The organism is Bradyrhizobium sp. AUGA SZCCT0105, assembly GCF_018129565.1.
GTDB lineage: Bacteria > Pseudomonadota > Alphaproteobacteria > Rhizobiales > Xanthobacteraceae > Bradyrhizobium.
In genome coordinates, this window is the sequence record NZ_JAFCMK010000001.1 from 1,119,301 (window position 1) to 1,138,617 (window position 19,317).

The following is a 19,317-nucleotide window of genomic DNA, read 5'->3' on the forward strand; positions in this document are numbered from 1 at the left end:
AGCAATGCCCGCGGCTGGCCGCGGGCATTGTCGTCAGTCTCAGGCGGCGCGCGTGAAGTAGGATTTCTTCGACGCCGACTGGGTCTCGTAGATCGATCCTTGTCGCTTGGCTGGCGGCAGCGGCATCCGTACCGGCACGTCGGTCAGCCGCGGTGTGACCACCGGCGGACCCGCCAGCAGGCGGCTGTTGAATTCGTCAAAGTCCTTCACGCCCATCAGCGGCCAGGCGTCGCTGGCGGCCACTTCATAGAGAAGCAGGTTGCGCGGCCGGTCCGACGTGTTGGTCGCCGAGCCGTGCAGCGCGCGCACGTGGTGGAACGACATGCTGCCGGCCTTGCCCATGCAGGGCACCGCGCGCTTGATATCGTCCTGGATCTGGTCCGGATCGATCAAGCCGGCGAAGCAGCCGTCCTCGCCGTGATGATCCCACATCGTGCTGCCGGTGTGCGATCCCGGCGTCACCAGCATCGGGCCGTTCTCGATATCGCAATCGTCGAGCAGCACGCCGATCGCGAGGATGTCGTCATTGGTGTGCGGATAGAACGCCCAGTCCTGATGCCACTCGACCGGCGAGCCGTATTGCGCCGACTTCATGTTGAGCTTGGCGCCGTGCAGCCGAAGCCCGGGGCCGATCAACTTGGTGAGGATCGAGATCACGGCGGGGCTGCGGACGATCTCGTCGAAGATCGGGTGCACCTTGTGCGGCGCCTTGATGCGGCGGACGCGCGGAGTCTCCGGCGTATGGCCCGGCTCGAGGTCGTAGACGTCGGTGTGCTCGCTGACAGCAGCGGCGCCGGCCACCAGCTCGGCGAGTACCGTGCGGACCTTGCCGAGGGTCTCCTGGTTCAGCACCTCGGGGACCACGATCACCCCGTCGCGCTTGTAGGCCTGGGCCTGCTCGTCCGAAATCATGCCGCTTCTCCCCTATTGTTTCATGTTAGCGCTAACATTAGGCAATGCTAGCGCTAACATCATGGCTTGGCAACCCGGAATCGTGCAGGGTCCGGCCCATGAGCTCCGACCTGACCGAACCCGGGACCGGCCCGACCGGTGCCGCGCCCACCCTTTCAGAGGTGGCCAAGCGCGCCGGCGTCTCCTCGATCACGGTGAGCCGGGTGGTGCGGATGCCTGACCTCGTCGCCCCCGAGACCCGGGCGCGGGTCGAGCGGGCGATGCGCGACCTCGGCTATGTCCCGAACCTGGTGGCAGGCGCGCTGGCGAGTGCACGGACCAATTCGGTCGGCGTGTTGGTGCCGACCATCGCCAACTCGATCTTCGCCGACACGGTGCAGGGTCTGTCCGACAAGCTCGAGCCGCTCGGCTTCTCCGTGATCCTGGCGCAGTCGCGCTACGATGCGGTGCGCGAGGATCGCGTGCTGGCGGCGCTGCTGTCGCGGCGGCCGGAGGCGATCATCATGGTCGGCTCGCCGGCGACCGAGGAGGGCAGCCGCCTGCTGCGCAATGCGCGGATTCCGATCGTCGAGACCTGGGATCTGCCGGCCAACCCGATCGATGCGGTCGCGGGCTTCGACAATTACCAGGCCGGTGTCGCTGTCGCGAAGCATCTGGTTGCACAAGGGCGCAGGCAGCTCGCCTTCATCGGCGGCGATGATCCGCGCGGCACGCGGCGCTGGTTCGGCTTCCGGGACGAGGCGCTGGCAAGCGGTCTCGCCGAGCCGCGCCGGCTGATCCTCGACCGCAAGGATTCCGGCAGCGTGGCGGCGCATGCGCGCCTGCCCGATGTCGACGCGGTGTTCGCCGCCAACGATGCGCATGCGATCGGCTTCATGTCGGGGCTGCGCAAGGCCGGCCTGCTGCGCGACGGGCCCGCGTCGGCACAGCCGGTCGCCGTGATCGGGCTCGGCGATCTCGAAATGGGCCAGCTGATCTCGCCGACATTGAGCACGATCAGCGTGCATGGTGACGCGATCGGCCGCACCGCGGCGACGCTGATGCTGGAGCGCGGCGGTGAGCGCCGCATCGATCTCGGCTTCGAGCTGGTGCTGCGCGACAGCGGTTAGCGATCGCCGGCCGCTACAGGCGGGCGCAGGTCGCTAACGCGTCTCTGCTCTCATTTTGCCGCGGTGCCGGACTCCGCCACCTCGATCAAGCTGATGAGGCCACGCAGAATGGCCATCGGCGAAGGAGGGCAACCCGGAATATGGAGATCGACAGGTACAACTGCCGAGACCCCGCCAACCACCGCATAGCTGCCGGCAAAGCATCCGCCATCCCTGGCGCAATCGCCCACAGCGACGACCCATTTGGGATCGGGGGTCGCGCGGTATGTGCGCTCCAGCGCCTCGCGCATGTTCTGCGTGACCGGACCTGTGACGAGCAGGACATCGGCGTGACGCGGCGAGGCGACGAACCGGATTCCAAACCGTTCGACATCGTAATACGCATTGCTCAGCGCGTGAATTTCCAGCTCGCATCCATTGCACGAGCCTGCATCGACCTCGCGGATCGAAAGGCTGCGGCCGAGGCGTCGTCGTGCGGTGCGACCGACCGTGGCCGCGAGCTCCGCGAGCGCAGTGTCGTCCGGACGCGGCGCCTGTTCGGTCAAGGGCTGGCGAAACAGGCTCTGGAACAAAAGTTTGCGCATCGCCTGCGGTCCTCAGAGGTCCTGCCCCGAATAGGAGCAGTTGAACGACTTGTTGCAGAGTGGGAAGTCCGCCACGATGTTGCCTTCGATCGCTGCCTCGAGCAGGGGCCACTGAAACCATGACGGATCGCGCAGATGACATCGCTCGATCCGATCGCCGTTCAGGCGCAGCCAGGCCAGAATGTCGCCCCGGAAACCTTCGACCAGCGCGATGCCTTCGCAAGGCTCGGTCGCACCTTGCAGCGACACTCTGACGGGGCCGCCCTCGAGGCCGATCAGGATCTGGTCCGTCAGCGCAAGACTCTGCTCGACTTCCCGGATCCGGATCCAGACGCGGGCGTTGACGTCGCCATCGCTGAGAACGGGGACGTCGAAACGCAGACCATCATAGGGGAGATAGCCGGGGCTGCGTCGGGCGTCATGGTTGCGGCCGCTTGCGCGCCCGACATAGCCACCGGCTGCGAATTGCCGGGCGAGCGCCGGGGTCACGATGCCGGTGGTGACGGTGCGATCCTGCAACGAGGCGGTGTTGTCGTAGAGTTCGACCAGCGCAGGGAAATGCCGGCGGATCTGGTCGAGCGCGGCCCGGATTGCGTTGGGTCCGTCGCTGGCGATGTCGCGTGCGACGCCGCCGGGAACGATAAGGTCGCGCATCAGGCGGTGGCCGAATGCAACGTCGGCCGCGCGCAGCACGCACTCGCGCAGCACGGCGCAATGTGCCTGCATCAGCGCAAATGACGCATCGTTGCAGATTGCTCCGATGTCACCGAGATGATTGGCCAGTCGCTCGAGCTCGGCCATCAGCGCACGCAGCAACAGCGCGCGGGGGGGCACGGCAATCTGCTGCGCGGCCTCGACGGCTTGCGCGAATGCCAGTCCATAGGCGACCGTGCTGTCGCCGGAGACCCGGCCGGCGAGCCGCGCGGCCTGCTCGATGGTGCTCCCAGCCATCAGCCCTTCGATGCCCTTATGGGTGTAGCCGAGCCGCTGCTCCAGGCGGACCACGGTCTCGCCGCTCGCCGTAAAGCGGAAATGTCCGGGCTCGATGATGCCGGCATGCACGGGGCCGACCGGAATCTGATGCAGGCTGTCCCCTTCGGCCGGAAGGAATTGATAAGGCGCCGCATCCGGTGATGCATCGAGACGTTCGCCCAGCGGGAAACGCATTTGCCATCGGCCATGATCGAGCCAGGGACGGGGATCCGGCGTGCCCGCGGCCTGAAGCCCGAACAGGTCGTGGACGGTGCGCTCCAGTCGGAGCGCCGGAGGATGATAGGCCGCGACCGACGGGAATTGGCGATCGGGACAATCCAGGCTGATCACGCCGATATCGGAGGTGCGGTCGTCGAGGATGGCCATATGCACGCACGATGCTTCGCCCCATAGCCCGAGCAGGCTCAAGCCGCCATCGGCGAGGGCGCTGGCGGCGGAGCGCCAGACGTCGTCGTCCACCACTGCGCGTGGCCACGGATAGTGCCGTTCGACCTTGCGGCCCGCCTGGATCAGATCGATCAATTTCGGCATATCCCGTTCTCCCTCGCGCTAGCCCAGGAGGTTGGCGACGTGCTGGAACCAGACAACCAGCGGTCCCGGAAGGTAGATGCCCGCAGTCAGCACCAGCGCGAAATGCGCGAACATCGGCAAATAGGATGCATCCGCCGGCGCGACACTGCCGCGCGGCTCGCCGAAAGCAAGGCTGGTCAGGCGCAGGATCAGCGCGCCGAGGGCAAGCAGCAGGCCGAAGACCAGCGGGATGGCGAGCAGCGGCTGGCGCGCGAAGGTGGAACTGACGATGAGAAATTCGCTCATGAAGATGCCGAGCGGCGGCAGGCCGGCGATCGCGACCACGCCGATCACGAGACTCCAGCCGAGGGCCGGATGGGTTTCGGTCAGGCCGCGAATGTTGGCGATCCGCTGCGTGCCCTTCACCTGTGCGATGTGGCCGACGGCGTAGAAGATCCCCGACTTGGTGAGGCTGTGCATCACCATGTGCAGCAGGCCGGCAAAGTTGGCGAGCGGGCCACCCATCCCGAACGCAAACACGATGATGCCCATGTGCTCGATCGAGGAATAGGCGAACAGCCGTTTGATGTCGCGGCGGCGGTAAAGCATGAAGGCTGCGAACAGCAGCGAGGTCAGCCCCATCGTCACCATCAGCGGGCCCGGCGATATCGCATCCGGATTGGCGGCGAGCAGGATCTTGAAGCGGAGCACAGCGTAGAGCGCAACGTTGAGCAAGAGGCCGGAGAGCACGGCGGAGATCGGGGTCGGGCCCTCGGCGTGGGCATCCGGCAGCCAGGCGTGCAGCGGCGCCAGGCCAACCTTGGTGCCGTATCCGAGCAGCAGGAAGATGAAGGCGACGTTGAGCAATGCCGGGTCGAACGTCGCCGCGCGGCTGATCAACACCGTCCAGACCATGGCGTCCTGGCCCTCGCCGATGACCGGCCGTGCCGCCATGTACACTAGGATCGTACCGAACAGCGCGAGCGCGATACCGACGCTGCCGAGGATGAAATACTTCCAGGCGGCCTCCAGCGCCGCATGGGTCCGGTAGATGCCGACCATCAGGACGGTGGTCAGCGTGGCGATCTCGACTGCAACCCACATCAGGCCGATATTGTTCGACACGAATGCGAGGTTCATGCCGAACATCATGACCTGATACATGGCATGGTAGAATCGCAGATAGCCCGGCGTGAGCCGCCCGGTCTCGAGTTCGTGGGCGATATAGCTCGCGCTGAACACGCTCGTGGTGAAGCCCACGAAGGTGTTGAGTACGATGAAGACGATGTTGAGATCGTCAATCAGCAGGTACGGGCTGGGTTGCGGGCGCTCGATGACGAGCAGCGAAAGCGCGGCCAGCAAGGTGCCGAGACTGGCGAGGATATTGAGCGCTGCGGTCAGGCGGTAGCCGGGCAGCGCCGCAAGCACCGCCGCGGCGCAGATCGGTATCAGTAGAACCCAGGCGACCGCATCCGACGCCGCAGTCATCGCCGCTCTCCCCTGAATTCATCGAGTGCGCCGACGTCGACGGTGTCGAACCGCTCCCGAATCCGGAACAGGAACACGCCGATGACGATGAACGCGATCAGGATCGAAAACGCGACGCTGATCTCCACGACGAGCGGCATGCCCTTGGCGCCGGTCGCGGCCAGCACCAATCCGTTCTCCAGCGACATGAAGCCGACGACCTGGCTGACCGCGTTGCGTCGCGTCACCATGACGAGCAATCCCAGCAGCACCACCGACAGTGCAAAGGCGAGGTCTTCCCGCGCCAGCGGATCGGCGGCGCCGGTCACGCGGAGCATCACCATCATGGAGAGGGCGACGAGCCCCATGCCCGCCAGCATGGTCAGGCCGATACCTACCGAGGTCTCGATATCGCGATGAATGCCGAGCTGCTTGACGATCCGGTGCAGCGCCACCGGGATGATGGTCGCCTTGAAGACCAGCGCGATCACGGCCGTCACGTAGAGATGCGGTGCGTTCTGCACGTAGGCCTGCCACGCGACCGAAAGCGCCAGCACCACTGCATGAAGTGCGAAGATGTTCAGCAGCGCATACAGGCGGTCCTGGTACAGCATCATGAAGCTGATCAGCACAAGCCCGCCGGCGAGCAGATGGGCGATGTCGAAGGCGAGGTTATGCATCAGAAGCTCCGTGACACGAACCGAAGCAGCGTGCCGAGCAGGCCGAGCATGAGCGCGGCGCCGAGGAACTCGGGGACACGGAAAACCCGCACCTTCGCCGTCGCGGTCTCGAACACGGCAAGCAGGAAGCTTGCGACCGCAAGCTTGAGGATGTAGGCGGCGACGCTCACCAGATAGGACAGCGGACCCGCACCCTCGGTGGTGATCTGCCACGGGAAGAACACGCAGATGATCAGGGAAATGTACAGCAGCAGCTTGAGAAAGGCGCCAAACTCGATCATGGCAAGGTGACGCCCGGAATACTCGAGGATCATCGCCTCGTGCACCATGGTCAGCTCCAGATGCGTCGCCGGGTTGTCGACCGGGATGCGCGCGTTTTCGGCAAGCGCCACCATGATGAGGGCAATCATCGCCATGCCGAGCGAGACGCGCAGTCCCACTTCGGACGACGCCATGAAGGTCGCGACCGTTGACAGCTGGGTGGAGCCGGCAATGAGCGCGACGCAGAACACCATCAACAACATGGCTGGCTCGGCCAACGCTGCGATCATCACCTCGCGGCTGGAGCCGATGCCGCCGAAGCTGGTGCCGACATCCATGCCGGCAAGTGCGAGGAAGAAGCGCGCGCTGCCGAGCAGGGCGACGATCGCGATCAGGTCGGCGCTCCAGTTGAATTGCAAGCCGGTCGCAAATGTCGGGACCAGCGCCGCGGCGACCCAGATGGCCGCGAACGTTATGTAGGGCGTGACACGGAACAGCCAGGACGCGTTTTCGGCGAGCACGACCTCTTTGCGAAGCAGCCGCAGCAGGTCGCGGTAGGGTTGGAAGATCGACGCTCCCCTCCGACGCAACAGGCGGGCCTTGACCTTGCGCACGACGCCGGTCAGCAGCGGCGCGAGCAGCAGCACGAGCGTCATCTGGCCCAACTGAACGAGGATGTCCGAGATCACGACCATATCGCGAGCGCCAGCAGCAATGTGACGAGGGTTACGAACACCAGACTGAGGTAGCGGCGAATGGTCAGGAACTGGAGCTGGTTCAGCCGATCGGCGCAAAACCAAACGACGTCAGTCACGGGCGTATATAACCGCTCCCAGACCAGATCGTGCATATCGACCCTGAAGCGGGCCGGCCGCAATTCGCCCGGCGAAGGCATGTCGACATGCTCGCGGGCCTGGAAAACCAAGGTGCCGAACACGCGGCGGATCGGCTGGACGAAGCTCGCTCCGGAATACTGTGCGGCCGGTGTCGGATCGGTGAAGCCGCAACCCCAGGCCGGCCCGCGCCTGATCGCGCGCGACGCGAAGCGATGGATGAAATACACCGCCAGTGATGCCGCGGCCGTGATGAAAACAAAGACGAGCAATCCATTATAGGAACTACGGCTCTCCTCGATCGGCACGATCGAGAGCCAGGGGTCGTTCGCCTGAACCGGCATCCGGTGGCCGATGATGGCCTGTGCGACGGGCGAGAGCGCGTCGATCACAACGCCCGGCAGAATGCCGGCGAGGAAGCAGAGCGCGGCGAGGCTGAACATCGCGGCAAGCGAATAGCGATCGACTTCGCTTGCGGCTTGCGCGGCCGGGCTCCGCGCGCGGCCGAGGAACGTGATGCCGAAGGCCTTGACGAAGCATGCGGCGGCGAGCGCCGCCGCCAGCGCCAACAGGGCGCCGACTGCGGGCACCATGATCTTCAGTAGCCATTGCGGCAGATCGGGACTCTGCAGAACGGCCTGAAACATCAGCCATTCGGAGACGAACCCGTTGAACGGCGGAAGCGCCGAGATCGCAACGCAGCCGACGAGAAAGACGAAGCTGGTGAGCGGCATGCGGTGGATCAGGCCGCCCAGCTTCTCCATGTCGCGTTCGCCGGTCGACGTCAGCACGGCGCCGGCGCAGAAGAACAGCAGGCTCTTGAAGAACGAATGGTTGAGCACGTGGAACAATGCCGCCGTGAAGGCGAGGGCCGCTGCCAGGCCGAGGCCGTTCGCCTGAAATGCCAGTGCAAGGCCGAGGCTTGCGAAGATGACGCCGATGTTCTCGATCGTGCTGTAGGCGAGCAGGCGCTTGAGATCCTTTTCCATCAGCGCATAGAGGATCCCCATCACAGCGGTCGCGCCGCCGAGGACCAGCACCACGACACCCGCCGACCAGCTTGGCGGCCCGAGCAGATCGAACACGACGCGGATGAACCCATAGATCGCGACCTTGGTCATCACGCCGCTCATCAGCGCCGAGACATGGCTTGGTGCTGCGGGATGGGCCAGCGGCAGCCACACGTGCAACGGAACCAGGCCGGCTTTTGATCCGGCGCCGAGCAGCATCAGCGCGAGCACCAGGGCGGCTTCGGACGGGGTGTGCTGGGCGCTGCGGATGGCCGCAAAACCGTAGCTGCCGCCAGATCCCGACAGCAGGCCGAAAGCGAGCAACAAAGCGAGCGTTCCGAAGCTTGCCATGACGAGATAGACGTAGCCCGCGCGCGCATTGTCCGCATCGCGGTGGTGCGCCATCACGAGCGCCCAGGACGCAAGCGACATGAATTCCCAGCACAGCAGGTAGGTGAACGCATCGTCGGCCAGCACAACGAGGTTCATCCCGGCCAGGAATGCCGGAAAGAAGGGAAGGATGCGCTGCGGCGCGGACTCGTGATTGCCATAGCCGAGGCCATAAAGACTTGCGGCCGCACCGCCGAGATTGACCACGGCAAGAAAGAATGCCGCGAGCGCGTCGAGGCGGAAATGCGATCCCAGCCACGGCAAGCCGATCGGCAGTATCAGTTCCGTCGCGCTGGCGTGGGAGATGAGCGAGAACAGGGCTCCGGCCAATGCGACCAGCGAAATCGCAAAGGTCGCGCCGTAGACGATGGCTGTCGATCGGCGCGATCGGGTCGTTGCGATTGCGAGAGCGGTCGTTCCCAGCAGTGCGGCAACACACCAGACCTGCTGAGTGACCGCCTGGATCATGTCTGCACCTTCGGCGAGCCGGATCCGGCCTTCAGTCGCACGCCGCGGCCGCCGCCGCTGCTGACGGCGCCCTCGTTGACGACCTCGACGCCGGCCGTGCCGAGCGCGTCGATCAGTTTCACAAGCGAGTCGACATTGCCGCGAATGGTGCCCTCGCTCGCCTCCATGCGCTGGATGGTCGGCACCGAAAGTCCGGACAGCTCGGCGAGCTGCCTTTGGTCAATGCCAAGCAAGGCTCTGGCAGCCCGGAGCTGCGCCGCGGTGATCATCGATCAAAGCCGTCGATTGAGAGTCGGGTCTGTTTGGATGTCATTTATGCACATCAAGTAGTGATGCGGCAAGTCCAATAAGTGATGTTTTATACATCAATTCTAGCGCAACCATCAATTCGGGCCCGCATCCGCGCCGCCGCCGATGCGCTTCAGTTGGCGATCTTCCGGTAGACGTCTGCAGCGCGGCGCAGCAGGCGGCTCTTGCGTTTGCGCTCATGCACGCGCTGGTGCTTGGCCTTGCGCTCGTCGGCGCGCCGCGCGAGGGCATCGGCACTTTCGAGCAGCGCGCGGCGGACCTCGTCATCGTTCAATTCGCCGAGTAGCTGCTGCCCCTTGCGCAGATGCTTGAGGACGGTCCGCCATGACGCGTATTCGTCGGGGGGCAATCCGCCTTCCGAGAACTCGATGGCGTAGCGCAGCCGCTTGCTGGCGAGACGGACGCGGTGGCGCTTGTTCTTGCCCATGCCCTGCAGCCCGCGGCTCTTCTGGCACAGCTTGCCATGCCAGCGCGCCAGGCGGCGCGCGTGAAAGACCGAGACCGGCACGGCGCGCCGTTGCGCGGCACGGCGGTTCTGCCGCGTGCTCCAGGGGCCGCTGCCGACCCAGTCCCACATGCCGTCGAACCATTGCCAGTAACGGTCGCTTTGCAAGGCTTCCTTGAGCGCTTCGAACGCATCGGTTCGCGCTGTCTGGAGCATGCGCTCTTCCGGCAGCCCTTTGCTGTTGTCGATCGCAACGTCGAGGTCGCGCGTTGCGCTGAGATAGGCGCTCAGCCATTTCAACTCGGATTTCAGCCGCGTCCATTCGGTGTCCGCCACCATCGGGCCGTAGAAGGCGATCGCCGCCTTCAGCCGCGTCAGTGCAATGCGGGTCTGGTGGAGCGCTGTGGGATCGCCGGAGCTCAGGGCCTCGTGGTTGGTTGCGACTTCCTCGAGGCATTCGGACAGGATCAGGCGAAACGCGGTCTCACAACGCATGGCTTCGCTGAGATGGCGTAGCCGCTTCGGGCGGACAACGCGGTCCCTGTCCGAACTTGCCGCTGACGTCATGACACTCTCGTGACCCCGCCCGAGCCGCAATGCAAACCGCGGCTCCCGGATGGAAGATTTCCCGTTTGGTCGTTGTCGATCAAGGGTTTTCTGCTGGAGCGCAGTGCAGCGGTCCGGCGTCGCGATCAAAATGTCGCAATCAAAGCGGTTGAGAGGGCTCATTTGCGTATTTTACGGGCCTTGGATGCCGGTGCATTGAGGCGCCGCAAAACGGCAAACGGAAATCGCCAGATATTTCGCGCACGAAGTATCTTGATATTTCGCACGCGAAATATATAACAGCGACATGAAAGCGGAACACCGGTTGATCTTCCTTCTGACCGTGGCCTATCGGCGGCTGCAGCGCGCCATCGAGCAGGAGACGGCCGCGCACGATCTGACGTCGGCGCAGGCGGGCGTGCTGTTCTTCCTCGGGCGCAATGACGGCGCGCTGATCGGCGACGTCTCGCAGGCGGTCGACATCGTGCCGTCGGCGATGACGGGGCTAGCCGACCGGATGGAGCGTGCGGGTCTCGTGAAGCGACGGCGCGACGGTGAGGACGGGCGCAGCCAGCGGCTCCATCTGACCGCCGCGGGGCAGGAGCTCGGCAAGCGCGCCGCAACGCGGACCAGGGTGATCAACAACCGTCTGATGGACGGGTTTTCGGAAGCGGAGATCGACGTGGTATCGCGCTGGCTGACCAGCCTGCAAGAGAAATTTCCGAAGGACAAGGACGGCTAGCGTGCCTTCAAGCGAAACGGGTACCGGTTCGCGTCACGAAAACGCGTCCAACAAGCAGCAAGCAACAGGAGTGAGACATGAGTGAAGTGGTCGTAGCACTGGACGGTGGCGTTCTCACCGTGACGATGGCGCGTCCGGACAAGAAGAACGCGATCACCAACGCGATGTATGGCACGATGGCCGACGCGCTCGAACGCGCGGAAGGCGATTCTGCAATCCGCACCGTCCTGTTGCAGGGCGACGGCGACAGCTTTACCGCGGGCAACGACCTCGCCGATTTCGCGGCGGTGTCGCGCGGCGTGCAGGGCGAGCGTCACGTGACGCGCTTCCTTGCCGGGCTTGCCAAGGCGACGCGGCCGCTGGTTGCCGCGGTGCAGGGCAATGCGGTCGGCATCGGCACGACCATGCTGCTGCATTGCGACCTCGTCTACCTCGCGCCGACCGCGCGGCTGATCACGCCGTTCGTCAATCTTGCGCTGGTGCCGGAGGCGGCGTCGACCTATCTGCTGCCGCAGCGCATCGGCTATGCGCGGGCCTATGCGATGTTCGCGCTCGGCGAGCCGGTCGAGGCGGAGACCGCGGTCTCCATCGGTCTTGCCAATGCCGTGGTGCCGCTTGCGGATCTCCGCGCCAAGGCCCGCGCGGCGGCGGATGCGCTGGCGAAGCGGCCGTTCGGCTCGCTCCAGCACACCAAGGCGCTGATGCGCGATCCCGCCAGGATCAGCGCGCAAATGGCGCGCGAGGGCGAAATCTTCCAGCAGCGGCTGATGAGCGCGGAAGCGCGGGAGGCCTTTGCCGCGTTTGCCGAGCGGCGGCAGCCTGATTTCTCCAAGATCGCCGGTTAGGCTTGTGGTTTGAGGGCCGCCACGCAGCGGGCGGCCCCCTTCGCTTTGGGGTTGACGGCTTCGCCGGCATCGAACATCTCGTGTCAGGGCATGGCGCAACCGGCGAGGCGAGGCATGAGCGACAGTCATACGCTGCGCGGCGATGGAATCGCCGTGACCATCCTGGCGCAAGGCGCCGAATTGTCGTCGCTCAGGAATGCCGACGGAACCGAGTTGCTGTGGCAGGCCGGCCCGCAATGGCCGCGCCATGCGCCGATCCTGTTCCCGATCGTCGGCCGGTTGAAGAACGACACGCTGCGCCACCGTGGCAAAACCTATCCGATGACGCAGCACGGCTTTGCGCGGGATCGCCGCTTTGCCTGGCTGGAGCAGGGACCGTGATCGTGCAAGCTCGCGCTCACCGACGATGCGGAAACCCGTGCGCGCTACCCCTTCGCGTTCAGGCTCGAGGTCACCTACACCGTAGACGGCGCCGATCTCGATGTCGCCTTCGATGTCATCAACACCGGCGACGAGATGCTACCGGCCTCGCTCGGTGGTCATCCCGCCTTCAACTGGCCGCTGGTGCCGGGGCTGCCGAAGGAGGCTTACACGCTGACCTTCGGCAAGACTGAACCTGCGCCGATCCGGCGGCTGAAGAATGGATTGATGCGGCCACAGCCTGAACCCAATCCGGTCAAGGGCAGAACGCTTGCGCTGTCGGAGGAGCTGTTCGATGACGACGCGATGGTCTTCGATCAGGTCGCAAGTACATCGATCCTCTTCACAGCGACACTAGGCCCGGCAGCAGCCACACAAGGCCCGGCGATCGAAATGTCCTGGCGCGGCTTCCGCGAGCTCGGCATCTGGTCGAAGGTCGGCGGCGCGCCGTTCCTTTGCATCGAGCCGTGGCACGGTTTTGCCAGCCCCGCGGAGTTCGATGGCGAGTTCGCCGACAAGCCTGGCCTGATGCACATCGCGCCGGGCGCACGTCGGTCGCTGGGCTATCGCATTCGCGTGAGCTGATCGCAGATCAGGTCAATGCGCGCGGCTGCCGAGCGCACCCGTGAGCGCGCCGACCGATGGCGGGTTTTCATGCGCCCAGGCCTCGTGTGCGGCGAGATCGCGATAATGCTCGGCCATGCGCAGCAGCCGCTCGCGGATGCCGGCATCTTCCTCGCCCTTGGCCTGATCGGCCAGTTGCGCGGCGCGTTCGAGAAGCGTTTTCGGATCGATCACGACAAGCTCCAAATCCGGTTTCGCCAAGCGGACAACGGCCATAGCCAAGCACAGTTCCTGCCACGCTTTGATGACGGGCGTTCAGAGCTGGAACAAGCCAAACCCCTCCATGACGTCGCGCCTGGTGCGCTCGGTAATCTCCCGCGCTTTCACGGTTCCGCGCCGGATCACGTCGACGACGTGGTCGCGATCGTTGGCCAGCTCGGCGCGCCGTGTCCGGATCGGTGCGATCAGGGCTTGCAGGATATCCTCCAGCCGCCGCTTGACGGTCATATCGCCGAGACCGCCGCGCCGATAGCGCGCCTTCAGTTCTTCGACGGCGTCGTGATCGTCGTCGAACGCGTCGAGATAGGTGAAGACGACATTGCCCTCGACCTTGCCGGGGTCGGCGACACGCAGATGATCGGGGTCGGTGAACATCGCGCGCACCGCGGCCGAGATGTCATCGGGCGAGGCCGAAAGCGGAATCGCGTTGCCCGCGGACTTGCTCATCTTCGCGCGTCCATCGACGCCGGGCAGCCGCCCCGCGCGCGGGATGATAGCTTCGGCTTCCTGCAGCAGCGTACGGCTCGCGAGCGCGTTGACCCGCCTGATAATCTCGTTGGTCTGCTCGATCAGGGGCGCCTGATCCTCGCCGACCGGCACGATTGTGGCGCGAAACGCGGTGATATCGGCGGCCTGCGCCACCGGGTAGCACAGGAAACCTGCCGGGATGTCGCGTCCGAAACCGCGTGCGCGGATCTCGTCCTTGATGGTGGGGTTGCGTTCCAGCCGCGCGACGGTGACGAGGTTGAGATAGAGCATCGACAGTTCCGCCAGCGCCGGGAGCTGCGATTGCAGGCAGATCGAGGTTCGATGGGGATCGATCCCGACGGCAAGATAATCCAGCGCGACCTCGATGACGTTGCTGCGGACCTTGCCGATATCGTGAGCATTGTCGGTTAGCGCCTGCATGTCGGCAAGCAGCAGGAACTGCTCGTGACTGTCCTGAAATTTCAGGCGGCTTCGGAGCGAGCCGGCGTAATGGCCGAGATGCAGCGGCCCGGTGGTGCGGTCGCCGGTGAGGATGATCGGTTTGGTCATTTGTATCTCCATTCGGTTGAATGGGGACACCGCATGCGGGCTGGATGATGCCAAACAAAAAGGCCGCCCAATGCGGCGGCCCCGAAGATGCATGAACGCGTTCGGCCCGCCTGTCAGTCGGCGAGCCACCAGAAATTGGCGATGAGGTTCGATCGGTTCATGCCGCAAGCGGTAGGGCAAACCTACGATGCGGTCAAGCCAGCATGCCTAGTTGAACGCCATGCCGCCGCTCATCGCGATGGTCTGCCCCGTCATGTAGGGATTGTTGACCAGCAGCATCACGGCCTGCGCCACTTCCTCGGCTGTGCCGAAGCGGCCGATCGGGATCCGGCTGACGAGGCCGCTCTGTCCCTTCATCATGTCGGTCTCGATCAGCGACGGCGCGACGGCGTTGACGGTGATGCCCTCCTTGACGAGGCGCGCGGCGTAGCCGCGGGTCATTCCCTCCATCGCCGCCTTCGAGGCGTTGTAGTGCGGCCCGATCGCGCCGGCGCCGCGGGCAGCGCCGGAGGAGATGTTGACGATGCGGCCCCATTTCCGGGTGCGCATCATCGGCAGCACGGCTTGCGTGCAGAGGAATGCCGATTTGAGGTTGACCGCGATGGTGCGGTCGAAATCCTCTTCGGTGAGGTCGTCGACACCCCTGACGATCGCGATCCCGGCATTGTTGACGAGGATGTCGACCGGGCCGAGCTCGGATTTGGCGCGTTCGACCAGGCTGGCGACAGCGGCGGCTTCCGAGACGTCGGCGCCGAGAGCGGCGGCCCGGCCGCCGGCGGCTATGATGCTCTTCGCCAGCGCTTCCGCTTCAGCCGACCGTTCGCGATAATTGATCGCGACGGCAGCGCCGGCGTCCGCCAGCATCTTGACGATGGCTGCACCAATGCCGCGCGAGCCGCCGGTCACCAGCGCCACATGTCCGTGCAGACTGTTTGTCGTCATCGGCTGTTCTCCTTTGCGAATGCAGAGAGGTTCGCAAAGCGGGAGGCGAGGTGCAACGCAACCCTGCTCAAATCTGCGTTGCCGCGGACGCCATTGCGGCAAAAAACCGGCATCTGGGGCCGGAATCGGCCTTGCGTCCGGCGCGGGCCGGCGTCAAAGGTTGGGGCATCGTCCCGTCCAGCCCACCCACGAGAGTTCGATGAGCAAACTGATTGTCCGCGCCGGCGAGTTCACCTTTGACGCGCGTTTCGAGGAGCAGCTCGCGCCGAAGACGGTCGCCGCCTTCCGCAAGGCGATGCCGTTCGAGAGTCAGGCGATCCATGTGCGCTGGAGCGGCGAGGGCGTGTGGATGCCGCTCGGCGATCTCGATTTCGGCGTGTCCTACGAAAACCACACCAGCTATCCGGCGCCGGGCCAGATCATCCTCTACCCGGGCGGCATCAGCGAAACCGAAATCCTGCTCGCCTATGGCGGCGTGCACTTCGCCAGCAAGATGGGCCAGCTCGCCGGCAATCATTTCATCACGCTGACCTCGGGGCTGGAGAACCTCACCGCGTTCGGCAAGACCGTGTTGTGGAAGGGTGCGCAGCAGATCCGTTTCGAGGAAATCTGATGTGACCGAGGCCCGCTATCCGCGCGATCTCAGCGGCTACGGCCGTAACCCGCCGGATCCGAAATGGCCGGACGCGGCGCGCGTCGCCGTGCAGTTCGTGGTCAATTTCGAGGAGGGCGGCGAGAACAACATCCTGCACGGCGATCGTGCCTCGGAAGCGTTTCTGTCCGACGTGCTCGGCGCGCAGCCCTGGGTCGGAAAACGTCACGCCAATATCGAGACCATGTTCGAATATGGCTCGCGCGCCGGCTTCTGGCGGCTGTGGCGGATGTTCACCGAGCGCAAGCTGCCGGCCACGGTGTTCGGCGTCGCAATGGCGCTGAAGCGCAATCCGGATGTCGTCGCGGCGATGCAGGAGGCGGGCTGGGATATTGCGAGCCACAGCCTGCGCTGGGTCGAACACAAGGACATGTCGGAGGACGAGGAGCGCGCGGAGATTGCCCGCGCCATTGCCGTGCATACCGAGGCGACCGGCGCGCGGCCGCTCGGCTGGTACACCGGCCGCTCCTCGATCAACACGCTGCGGCTGCTGATGGAGGCGGGCGGGCTACGCTATCTCTGCGATTCCTACGCCGACGATCTGCCATACTGGATCAAGGCAGCCGGCACCGAGCCGCATCTCGTGATCCCCTATACGCTCGATGCCAACGACATGCGCTTCATCAACGCCCAGGGTTTTGGCGGCGGCGACGAGTTCTACACCTATCTGAAGGACAGCTTTGACGTGCTCTACGCCGAGGGTGCGACGCGACCCAAGATGATGTCGGTCGGCCTGCATTGCCGCGTCGTCGGCCGTCCCGGCCGCGCCGCCGCGCTGATGCGCTTCCTCGATTATATCCAGAAGCACGAACGGGTCTGGGTGCCGACCCGGCTTCAGATCGCCGAGCATTGGCACGCCAATCTGAAGCATCTCGCCGCGGACGCGTTCGAGATCGGGTAAGTTCGGGTTCGAGTGTGGGTCTCTTTCTTACCTCGCCCCGCGTGCGGGGAGAGGTCGGATCGCATGAAATGCGATCCGGGTGAGGGGAGTCTCCGCGAGCGCAGCTATCACCGTATACGCGGAGGCGGCCCCTCACCCCAACCCTCTCCCCGCAAGAGCGGGGCGAGGGAGCGCGCGGTGCCGTTGCCGCCGCTTCAGCTCCTAATGCCCGGCCATGTGCCGGCCGATCTCGGTGAGGTCGGCCTCGCTGGCGCGGGCCTCGTGCACGAATGCGCCGTGGAACATCACGACCAGCCGGTCCGACAATTCCAGCAGCTCGTCGAGGTCTTCGCTGACCAGCAGCACCGCGGCGCCACGGTTGCGGGCGGCCATGATCTCGGCGTGGATCTGCGCCACCGCCGCGAAGTCGAGCCCGAAGCACGGGTTGGCGGCGATCAGCACCTCGACGTCGCCCGAGAGCTCGCGCGCCAGCACCGCGCGCTGCACATTGCCGCCCGACAGCGCCGCGATGGGGGTCTCCGGCGTGCGGGTCTTGATCTTGTAGCGGTTGATCTTGCGCTCCGCGTCCTCGCGGAAGGCCGAGCGGTTCAGCCACCAGCCGCCGCGCGCGAACGGGGCGCGGTCGAACTCGCGGAACGCGATGTTGTCGGCGACGCTCATGCCGCCGACGCAGGCGTTCTTCAGCGGCTCCTCCGGCAGCAGTGACATCTTGTGGCGGCGCATCTCCTCGCGGCTTGCCGCATAGGTTTCGCCCTGGACGCGGATCACGCCGCCCTCGGATTCGCGCTGGCCGGCCAGCACCTCGACCAGCTGGCGCTGGCCGTTGCCGGAGACGCCGGCGATGCCGACGATCTCGCCGCTCTTCACCGTCAGCGACACGCCGTGCACGGCGATCGCGCCGGCATCGTCGAGCGCGGTGAGCCTGTCGAGCTCGAGCCGGGGCGCGCCGGTCTCGCCGGTGCGCGGCGGCTGCACCGTCAGCTGTTCGGCGCCGATCATGGTGCGGGCCATCTCGTCCGGCGTGAGATCGGCGACCCGGCCGGTGCCGGCGAGCTTGCCGCGGCGCAGGATCGTGACGTCATCGGCAAACGCCATCACCTCGCGGAACTTGTGCGTGATCATCAGGATGGTCAGTTCACCCGCGACCACCATGGCGCGCAGCATGCCGAGCACCTCGTCGGCCTCGCCCGGCGTCAGCACCGAGGTCGGCTCGTCCAGGATCAGGAAACGGCGCTTCAGATAGAGCTGTTTGAGGATCTCGCACTTCTGCCGTTCGCCAGCGGAGATGTCGGAGACTTTCGCGTCGAGCGGCACCTTGAACGGCATCCGCGCCAGGAAAGCCTCGAGCTCTTTCTTCTCCTTGCGCCACTCGACCATGGCAGGCACGTCATCGCGCGCCAGCACCAGGTTCTCGGCGACCGTCATCGCCGGCACGAGGGTAAAGTGCTGGTAGACCATGCCGAGCCCGAGCGCATGCGCATTCTTGGGATTGGCGATGGTCTGCTGGCGGCCGCCGACCAGGATGTCGCCTTCGGTGGCGTGGTAATAGCCCATGATGCATTTCACGAGCGTGCTCTTGCCCGCGCCATTCTCGCCGAGCAATGCGTGGAACGAGCCGGGCCGCACCTTGAGCTCGACATTGTCGAGCGCTACGAAGTCGCCGAACCGCATCGTCATCGCGATGGCGTCGACGCCGAACGCGCCTGAAGGGGCGGCCGGTTCGCCGATGATCACGACAGCGCCCCGATCAGGTCGGCGGATTTGGTCACCGCGCCGAACACGCCGCCCTGCATCTTGATCATCTTCAGCGCGTGATCGTGATTGCTCCTGTCGGTCGCGCCGCAGCAATCCTCGACCAGCACGCATTCGAAGCCGCGGTCATTGGCCTCGCGCATCGTGGTGTGGACGCAGACGTCGGTGGTGATGCCGGTCAGCACGATGTTCTCGATGCCGCGCAGCCGCAGCATCAGCTCGAGGTCGGTGGCGCAGAACGAGCCCTTGCCGGGCTTGTCGATAACAGGTTCGCCCGGCAGCGGCGCAAGATCGGGGATGATGTCCCAGCCGGGTTCGCCGCGCACCAGGATGCGGCCGCAGGGGCCGGGATCGCCGATGCCGGCGCCGATCTGGCGCGAGCGCCAGCGCTTGTTGTCGGGGAGGTCGGTAAGGTCGGGCCGGTGGCCTTCGCGGGTGTGGATGATGTGAAAGCCCTGCGCGCGCATCACCGCGAGCAGTTTCTTGATCGGCTCGATCGGCGCCCGCGTCAGCGACAGATCGTAGCCCATCTTGTCGACATAGCCGCCGACACCGCAGAAATCGGTCTGCATGTCGATGATGATGAGCGCGGTGTTTTGCGGCCGCAGGTCGCCATTGTAGGGCCAGGCGTAGGGCTCGGATTTGATGAAGCGCTCGGGCATGGA

19 protein-coding genes and 1 pseudogene are annotated in these 19,317 nt (G+C 65.3%); 6 read left to right on the plus strand and 14 right to left on the minus strand.

The features are described 5' to 3' along the window. Window positions 1-39: 39 nt before the first annotated feature. The gene (locus JQ573_RS05220; RefSeq protein WP_212311411.1) at window positions 40-912 is read right to left on the minus strand and encodes a phytanoyl-CoA dioxygenase family protein; all 873 of its coding nucleotides are present in this window, start codon (window positions 910-912) and stop codon (window positions 40-42) included. Window positions 913-1,010: 98 nt separating this feature from the next. Here JQ573_RS05220 and JQ573_RS05225 point away from each other — a divergent pair, with 98 nt between their 5' ends. Further along, window positions 1,011-2,021 carry a LacI family DNA-binding transcriptional regulator gene (locus JQ573_RS05225; RefSeq protein WP_212311410.1) on the plus strand — a complete coding sequence of 337 codons (1,011 nt, stop codon included), beginning with the start codon at window positions 1,011-1,013 and terminating at the stop codon, window positions 2,019-2,021. Between the two features lie 50 nt (window positions 2,022-2,071). Here JQ573_RS05225 and JQ573_RS05230 read toward each other — a convergent pair whose 3' ends face one another. The 8 genes from JQ573_RS05230 to JQ573_RS05265 form a co-directional block, all read right to left on the minus strand. After that, the gene (locus JQ573_RS05230; RefSeq protein ID WP_212311409.1) at window positions 2,072-2,605 is read right to left on the minus strand and encodes an NADH-quinone oxidoreductase subunit B family protein; all 534 of its coding nucleotides are present in this window, start codon (window positions 2,603-2,605) and stop codon (window positions 2,072-2,074) included. A gap of 12 nt (window positions 2,606-2,617) precedes the next feature. Next, complete coding sequence (locus tag JQ573_RS05235) at window positions 2,618-4,129, minus strand: NADH-quinone oxidoreductase subunit C (RefSeq protein ID WP_212311408.1); 1,512 nt, start codon at window positions 4,127-4,129, stop codon at window positions 2,618-2,620. 18 nt (window positions 4,130-4,147) lie between these two features. Beyond that, window positions 4,148-5,596, minus strand: coding sequence for a hydrogenase 4 subunit F (locus JQ573_RS05240; RefSeq protein ID WP_212311407.1), 1,449 nt, complete (start codon window positions 5,594-5,596; stop codon window positions 4,148-4,150). Next, window positions 5,593-6,255 carry a hydrogenase-4 component E gene (locus JQ573_RS05245; RefSeq protein ID WP_212311406.1) on the minus strand — a complete coding sequence of 221 codons (663 nt, stop codon included), beginning with the start codon at window positions 6,253-6,255 and terminating at the stop codon, window positions 5,593-5,595. Before JQ573_RS05245 ends, JQ573_RS05240 begins: the two co-directional genes overlap by 4 nt. Continuing rightward, window positions 6,255-7,211: a respiratory chain complex I subunit 1 family protein gene (locus JQ573_RS05250; protein WP_212311405.1), complete on the minus strand. Its 957-nt coding sequence runs from the start codon at window positions 7,209-7,211 to the stop codon at window positions 6,255-6,257. Before JQ573_RS05250 ends, JQ573_RS05245 begins: the two co-directional genes overlap by 1 nt. Continuing rightward, a complete protein-coding gene (gene hyfB / locus JQ573_RS05255) occupies window positions 7,202-9,217 on the minus strand; it encodes a hydrogenase 4 subunit B (RefSeq protein WP_249131223.1) in 2,016 nt (671 codons plus the stop codon). Before hyfB ends, JQ573_RS05250 begins: the two co-directional genes overlap by 10 nt. Then, window positions 9,214-9,486, minus strand: coding sequence for a helix-turn-helix transcriptional regulator (locus JQ573_RS05260; protein ID WP_212311404.1), 273 nt, complete (start codon window positions 9,484-9,486; stop codon window positions 9,214-9,216). Before JQ573_RS05260 ends, hyfB begins: the two co-directional genes overlap by 4 nt. A gap of 152 nt (window positions 9,487-9,638) precedes the next feature. Further along, complete coding sequence (locus JQ573_RS05265) at window positions 9,639-10,538, minus strand: CHAD domain-containing protein (RefSeq protein WP_249131224.1); 900 nt, start codon at window positions 10,536-10,538, stop codon at window positions 9,639-9,641. 286 nt (window positions 10,539-10,824) lie between these two features. Between JQ573_RS05265 and JQ573_RS05270 the strand changes: the two genes are divergently transcribed. The 3 genes and pseudogenes from JQ573_RS05270 (at window position 10,825) to JQ573_RS05280 (ending at window position 13,109) form a co-directional block, all read left to right on the plus strand. Beyond that, on the plus strand, window positions 10,825-11,259 hold the full coding sequence (locus tag JQ573_RS05270; protein WP_212311403.1) for a MarR family winged helix-turn-helix transcriptional regulator: 435 nt from the start codon (window positions 10,825-10,827) through the stop codon (window positions 11,257-11,259). A gap of 77 nt (window positions 11,260-11,336) precedes the next feature. After that, window positions 11,337-12,104, plus strand: coding sequence for an enoyl-CoA hydratase-related protein (locus JQ573_RS05275; RefSeq protein ID WP_212311402.1), 768 nt, complete (start codon window positions 11,337-11,339; stop codon window positions 12,102-12,104). A gap of 114 nt (window positions 12,105-12,218) precedes the next feature. Next, window positions 12,219-13,109, plus strand: a pseudogene (locus JQ573_RS05280) (aldose 1-epimerase family protein). A 12-nt stretch (window positions 13,110-13,121) separates the two neighbouring features. Here the strand turns inward: JQ573_RS05280 and JQ573_RS05285 are convergent. The 3 genes from JQ573_RS05285 to JQ573_RS05295 all read right to left on the minus strand — a co-directional run bounded on the left by JQ573_RS05285 (window position 13,122) and on the right by JQ573_RS05295 (window position 15,347). After that, complete coding sequence (locus tag JQ573_RS05285; protein ID WP_212311401.1) at window positions 13,122-13,322, minus strand: hypothetical protein; 201 nt, start codon at window positions 13,320-13,322, stop codon at window positions 13,122-13,124. Window positions 13,323-13,403: 81 nt separating this feature from the next. Next, window positions 13,404-14,405 (minus strand): tryptophan--tRNA ligase, encoded by a 1,002-nt coding sequence (gene trpS, locus JQ573_RS05290; RefSeq protein ID WP_212311400.1) that lies wholly within the window; start codon window positions 14,403-14,405, stop codon window positions 13,404-13,406. Between the two features lie 207 nt (window positions 14,406-14,612). Further along, complete coding sequence (locus JQ573_RS05295) at window positions 14,613-15,347, minus strand: SDR family NAD(P)-dependent oxidoreductase (RefSeq protein WP_212311399.1); 735 nt, start codon at window positions 15,345-15,347, stop codon at window positions 14,613-14,615. Window positions 15,348-15,546: 199 nt separating this feature from the next. Here JQ573_RS05295 and JQ573_RS05300 point away from each other — a divergent pair, with 199 nt between their 5' ends. Both JQ573_RS05300 and puuE read left to right on the plus strand, forming a co-directional pair. Next, window positions 15,547-15,960, plus strand: a complete 414-nt coding sequence (locus JQ573_RS05300; protein ID WP_092124838.1) for a DUF3830 family protein — start codon at window positions 15,547-15,549, stop codon at window positions 15,958-15,960. A 1-nt stretch (window position 15,961) separates the two neighbouring features. Then, a complete protein-coding gene (puuE, locus tag JQ573_RS05305; protein ID WP_212311398.1) occupies window positions 15,962-16,900 on the plus strand; it encodes an allantoinase PuuE in 939 nt (312 codons plus the stop codon). A 201-nt stretch (window positions 16,901-17,101) separates the two neighbouring features. Here the strand turns inward: puuE and JQ573_RS05310 are convergent, their stop codons facing one another. After that, window positions 17,102-18,634 (minus strand): ABC transporter ATP-binding protein, encoded by a 1,533-nt coding sequence (locus JQ573_RS05310; RefSeq protein ID WP_212311397.1) that lies wholly within the window; start codon window positions 18,632-18,634, stop codon window positions 17,102-17,104. Continuing rightward, on the minus strand, window positions 18,631-19,314 hold the full coding sequence (locus tag JQ573_RS05315) for a cysteine hydrolase family protein (protein ID WP_212311396.1): 684 nt from the start codon (window positions 19,312-19,314) through the stop codon (window positions 18,631-18,633). The genes JQ573_RS05310 and JQ573_RS05315 overlap by 4 nt, the downstream gene beginning before the upstream one ends. Between the last annotated feature and the right edge of the window lie 3 nt (window positions 19,315-19,317).

What these genes read in the sequence shown, in the direction of transcription:
- trpS (WP_212311400.1), bottom strand. Translation starts at nt 14,405, where the DNA reads ATGACCAAACCGATCATCCTCACCGGCGACCGCACCACCGGGCCGCTG.
- JQ573_RS05300 (WP_092124838.1), top strand. Translation starts at nt 15,547, where the DNA reads ATGAGCAAACTGATTGTCCGCGCCGGCGAGTTCACCTTTGACGCGCGT.
- JQ573_RS05295 (WP_212311399.1), bottom strand. Translation starts at nt 15,347, where the DNA reads ATGACGACAAACAGTCTGCACGGACATGTGGCGCTGGTGACCGGCGGC.
- JQ573_RS05250 (WP_212311405.1), bottom strand. Translation starts at nt 7,211, where the DNA reads ATGGTCGTGATCTCGGACATCCTCGTTCAGTTGGGCCAGATGACGCTC.
- JQ573_RS05275 (WP_212311402.1), top strand. Translation starts at nt 11,337, where the DNA reads ATGAGTGAAGTGGTCGTAGCACTGGACGGTGGCGTTCTCACCGTGACG.
- JQ573_RS05225 (WP_212311410.1), top strand. Translation starts at nt 1,011, where the DNA reads ATGAGCTCCGACCTGACCGAACCCGGGACCGGCCCGACCGGTGCCGCG.
- hyfB (WP_249131223.1), bottom strand. Translation starts at nt 9,217, where the DNA reads ATGATCCAGGCGGTCACTCAGCAGGTCTGGTGTGTTGCCGCACTGCTG.
- JQ573_RS05260 (WP_212311404.1), bottom strand. Translation starts at nt 9,486, where the DNA reads ATGATCACCGCGGCGCAGCTCCGGGCTGCCAGAGCCTTGCTTGGCATT.
- JQ573_RS05315 (WP_212311396.1), bottom strand. Translation starts at nt 19,314, where the DNA reads ATGCCCGAGCGCTTCATCAAATCCGAGCCCTACGCCTGGCCCTACAAT.
- JQ573_RS05220 (WP_212311411.1), bottom strand. Translation starts at nt 912, where the DNA reads ATGATTTCGGACGAGCAGGCCCAGGCCTACAAGCGCGACGGGGTGATC.
- JQ573_RS05240 (WP_212311407.1), bottom strand. Translation starts at nt 5,596, where the DNA reads ATGACTGCGGCGTCGGATGCGGTCGCCTGGGTTCTACTGATACCGATC.
- JQ573_RS05235 (WP_212311408.1), bottom strand. Translation starts at nt 4,129, where the DNA reads ATGCCGAAATTGATCGATCTGATCCAGGCGGGCCGCAAGGTCGAACGG.
- JQ573_RS05230 (WP_212311409.1), bottom strand. Translation starts at nt 2,605, where the DNA reads ATGCGCAAACTTTTGTTCCAGAGCCTGTTTCGCCAGCCCTTGACCGAA.
- JQ573_RS05265 (WP_249131224.1), bottom strand. Translation starts at nt 10,538, where the DNA reads ATGACGTCAGCGGCAAGTTCGGACAGGGACCGCGTTGTCCGCCCGAAG.
- JQ573_RS05270 (WP_212311403.1), top strand. Translation starts at nt 10,825, where the DNA reads ATGAAAGCGGAACACCGGTTGATCTTCCTTCTGACCGTGGCCTATCGG.
- JQ573_RS05245 (WP_212311406.1), bottom strand. Translation starts at nt 6,255, where the DNA reads ATGCATAACCTCGCCTTCGACATCGCCCATCTGCTCGCCGGCGGGCTT.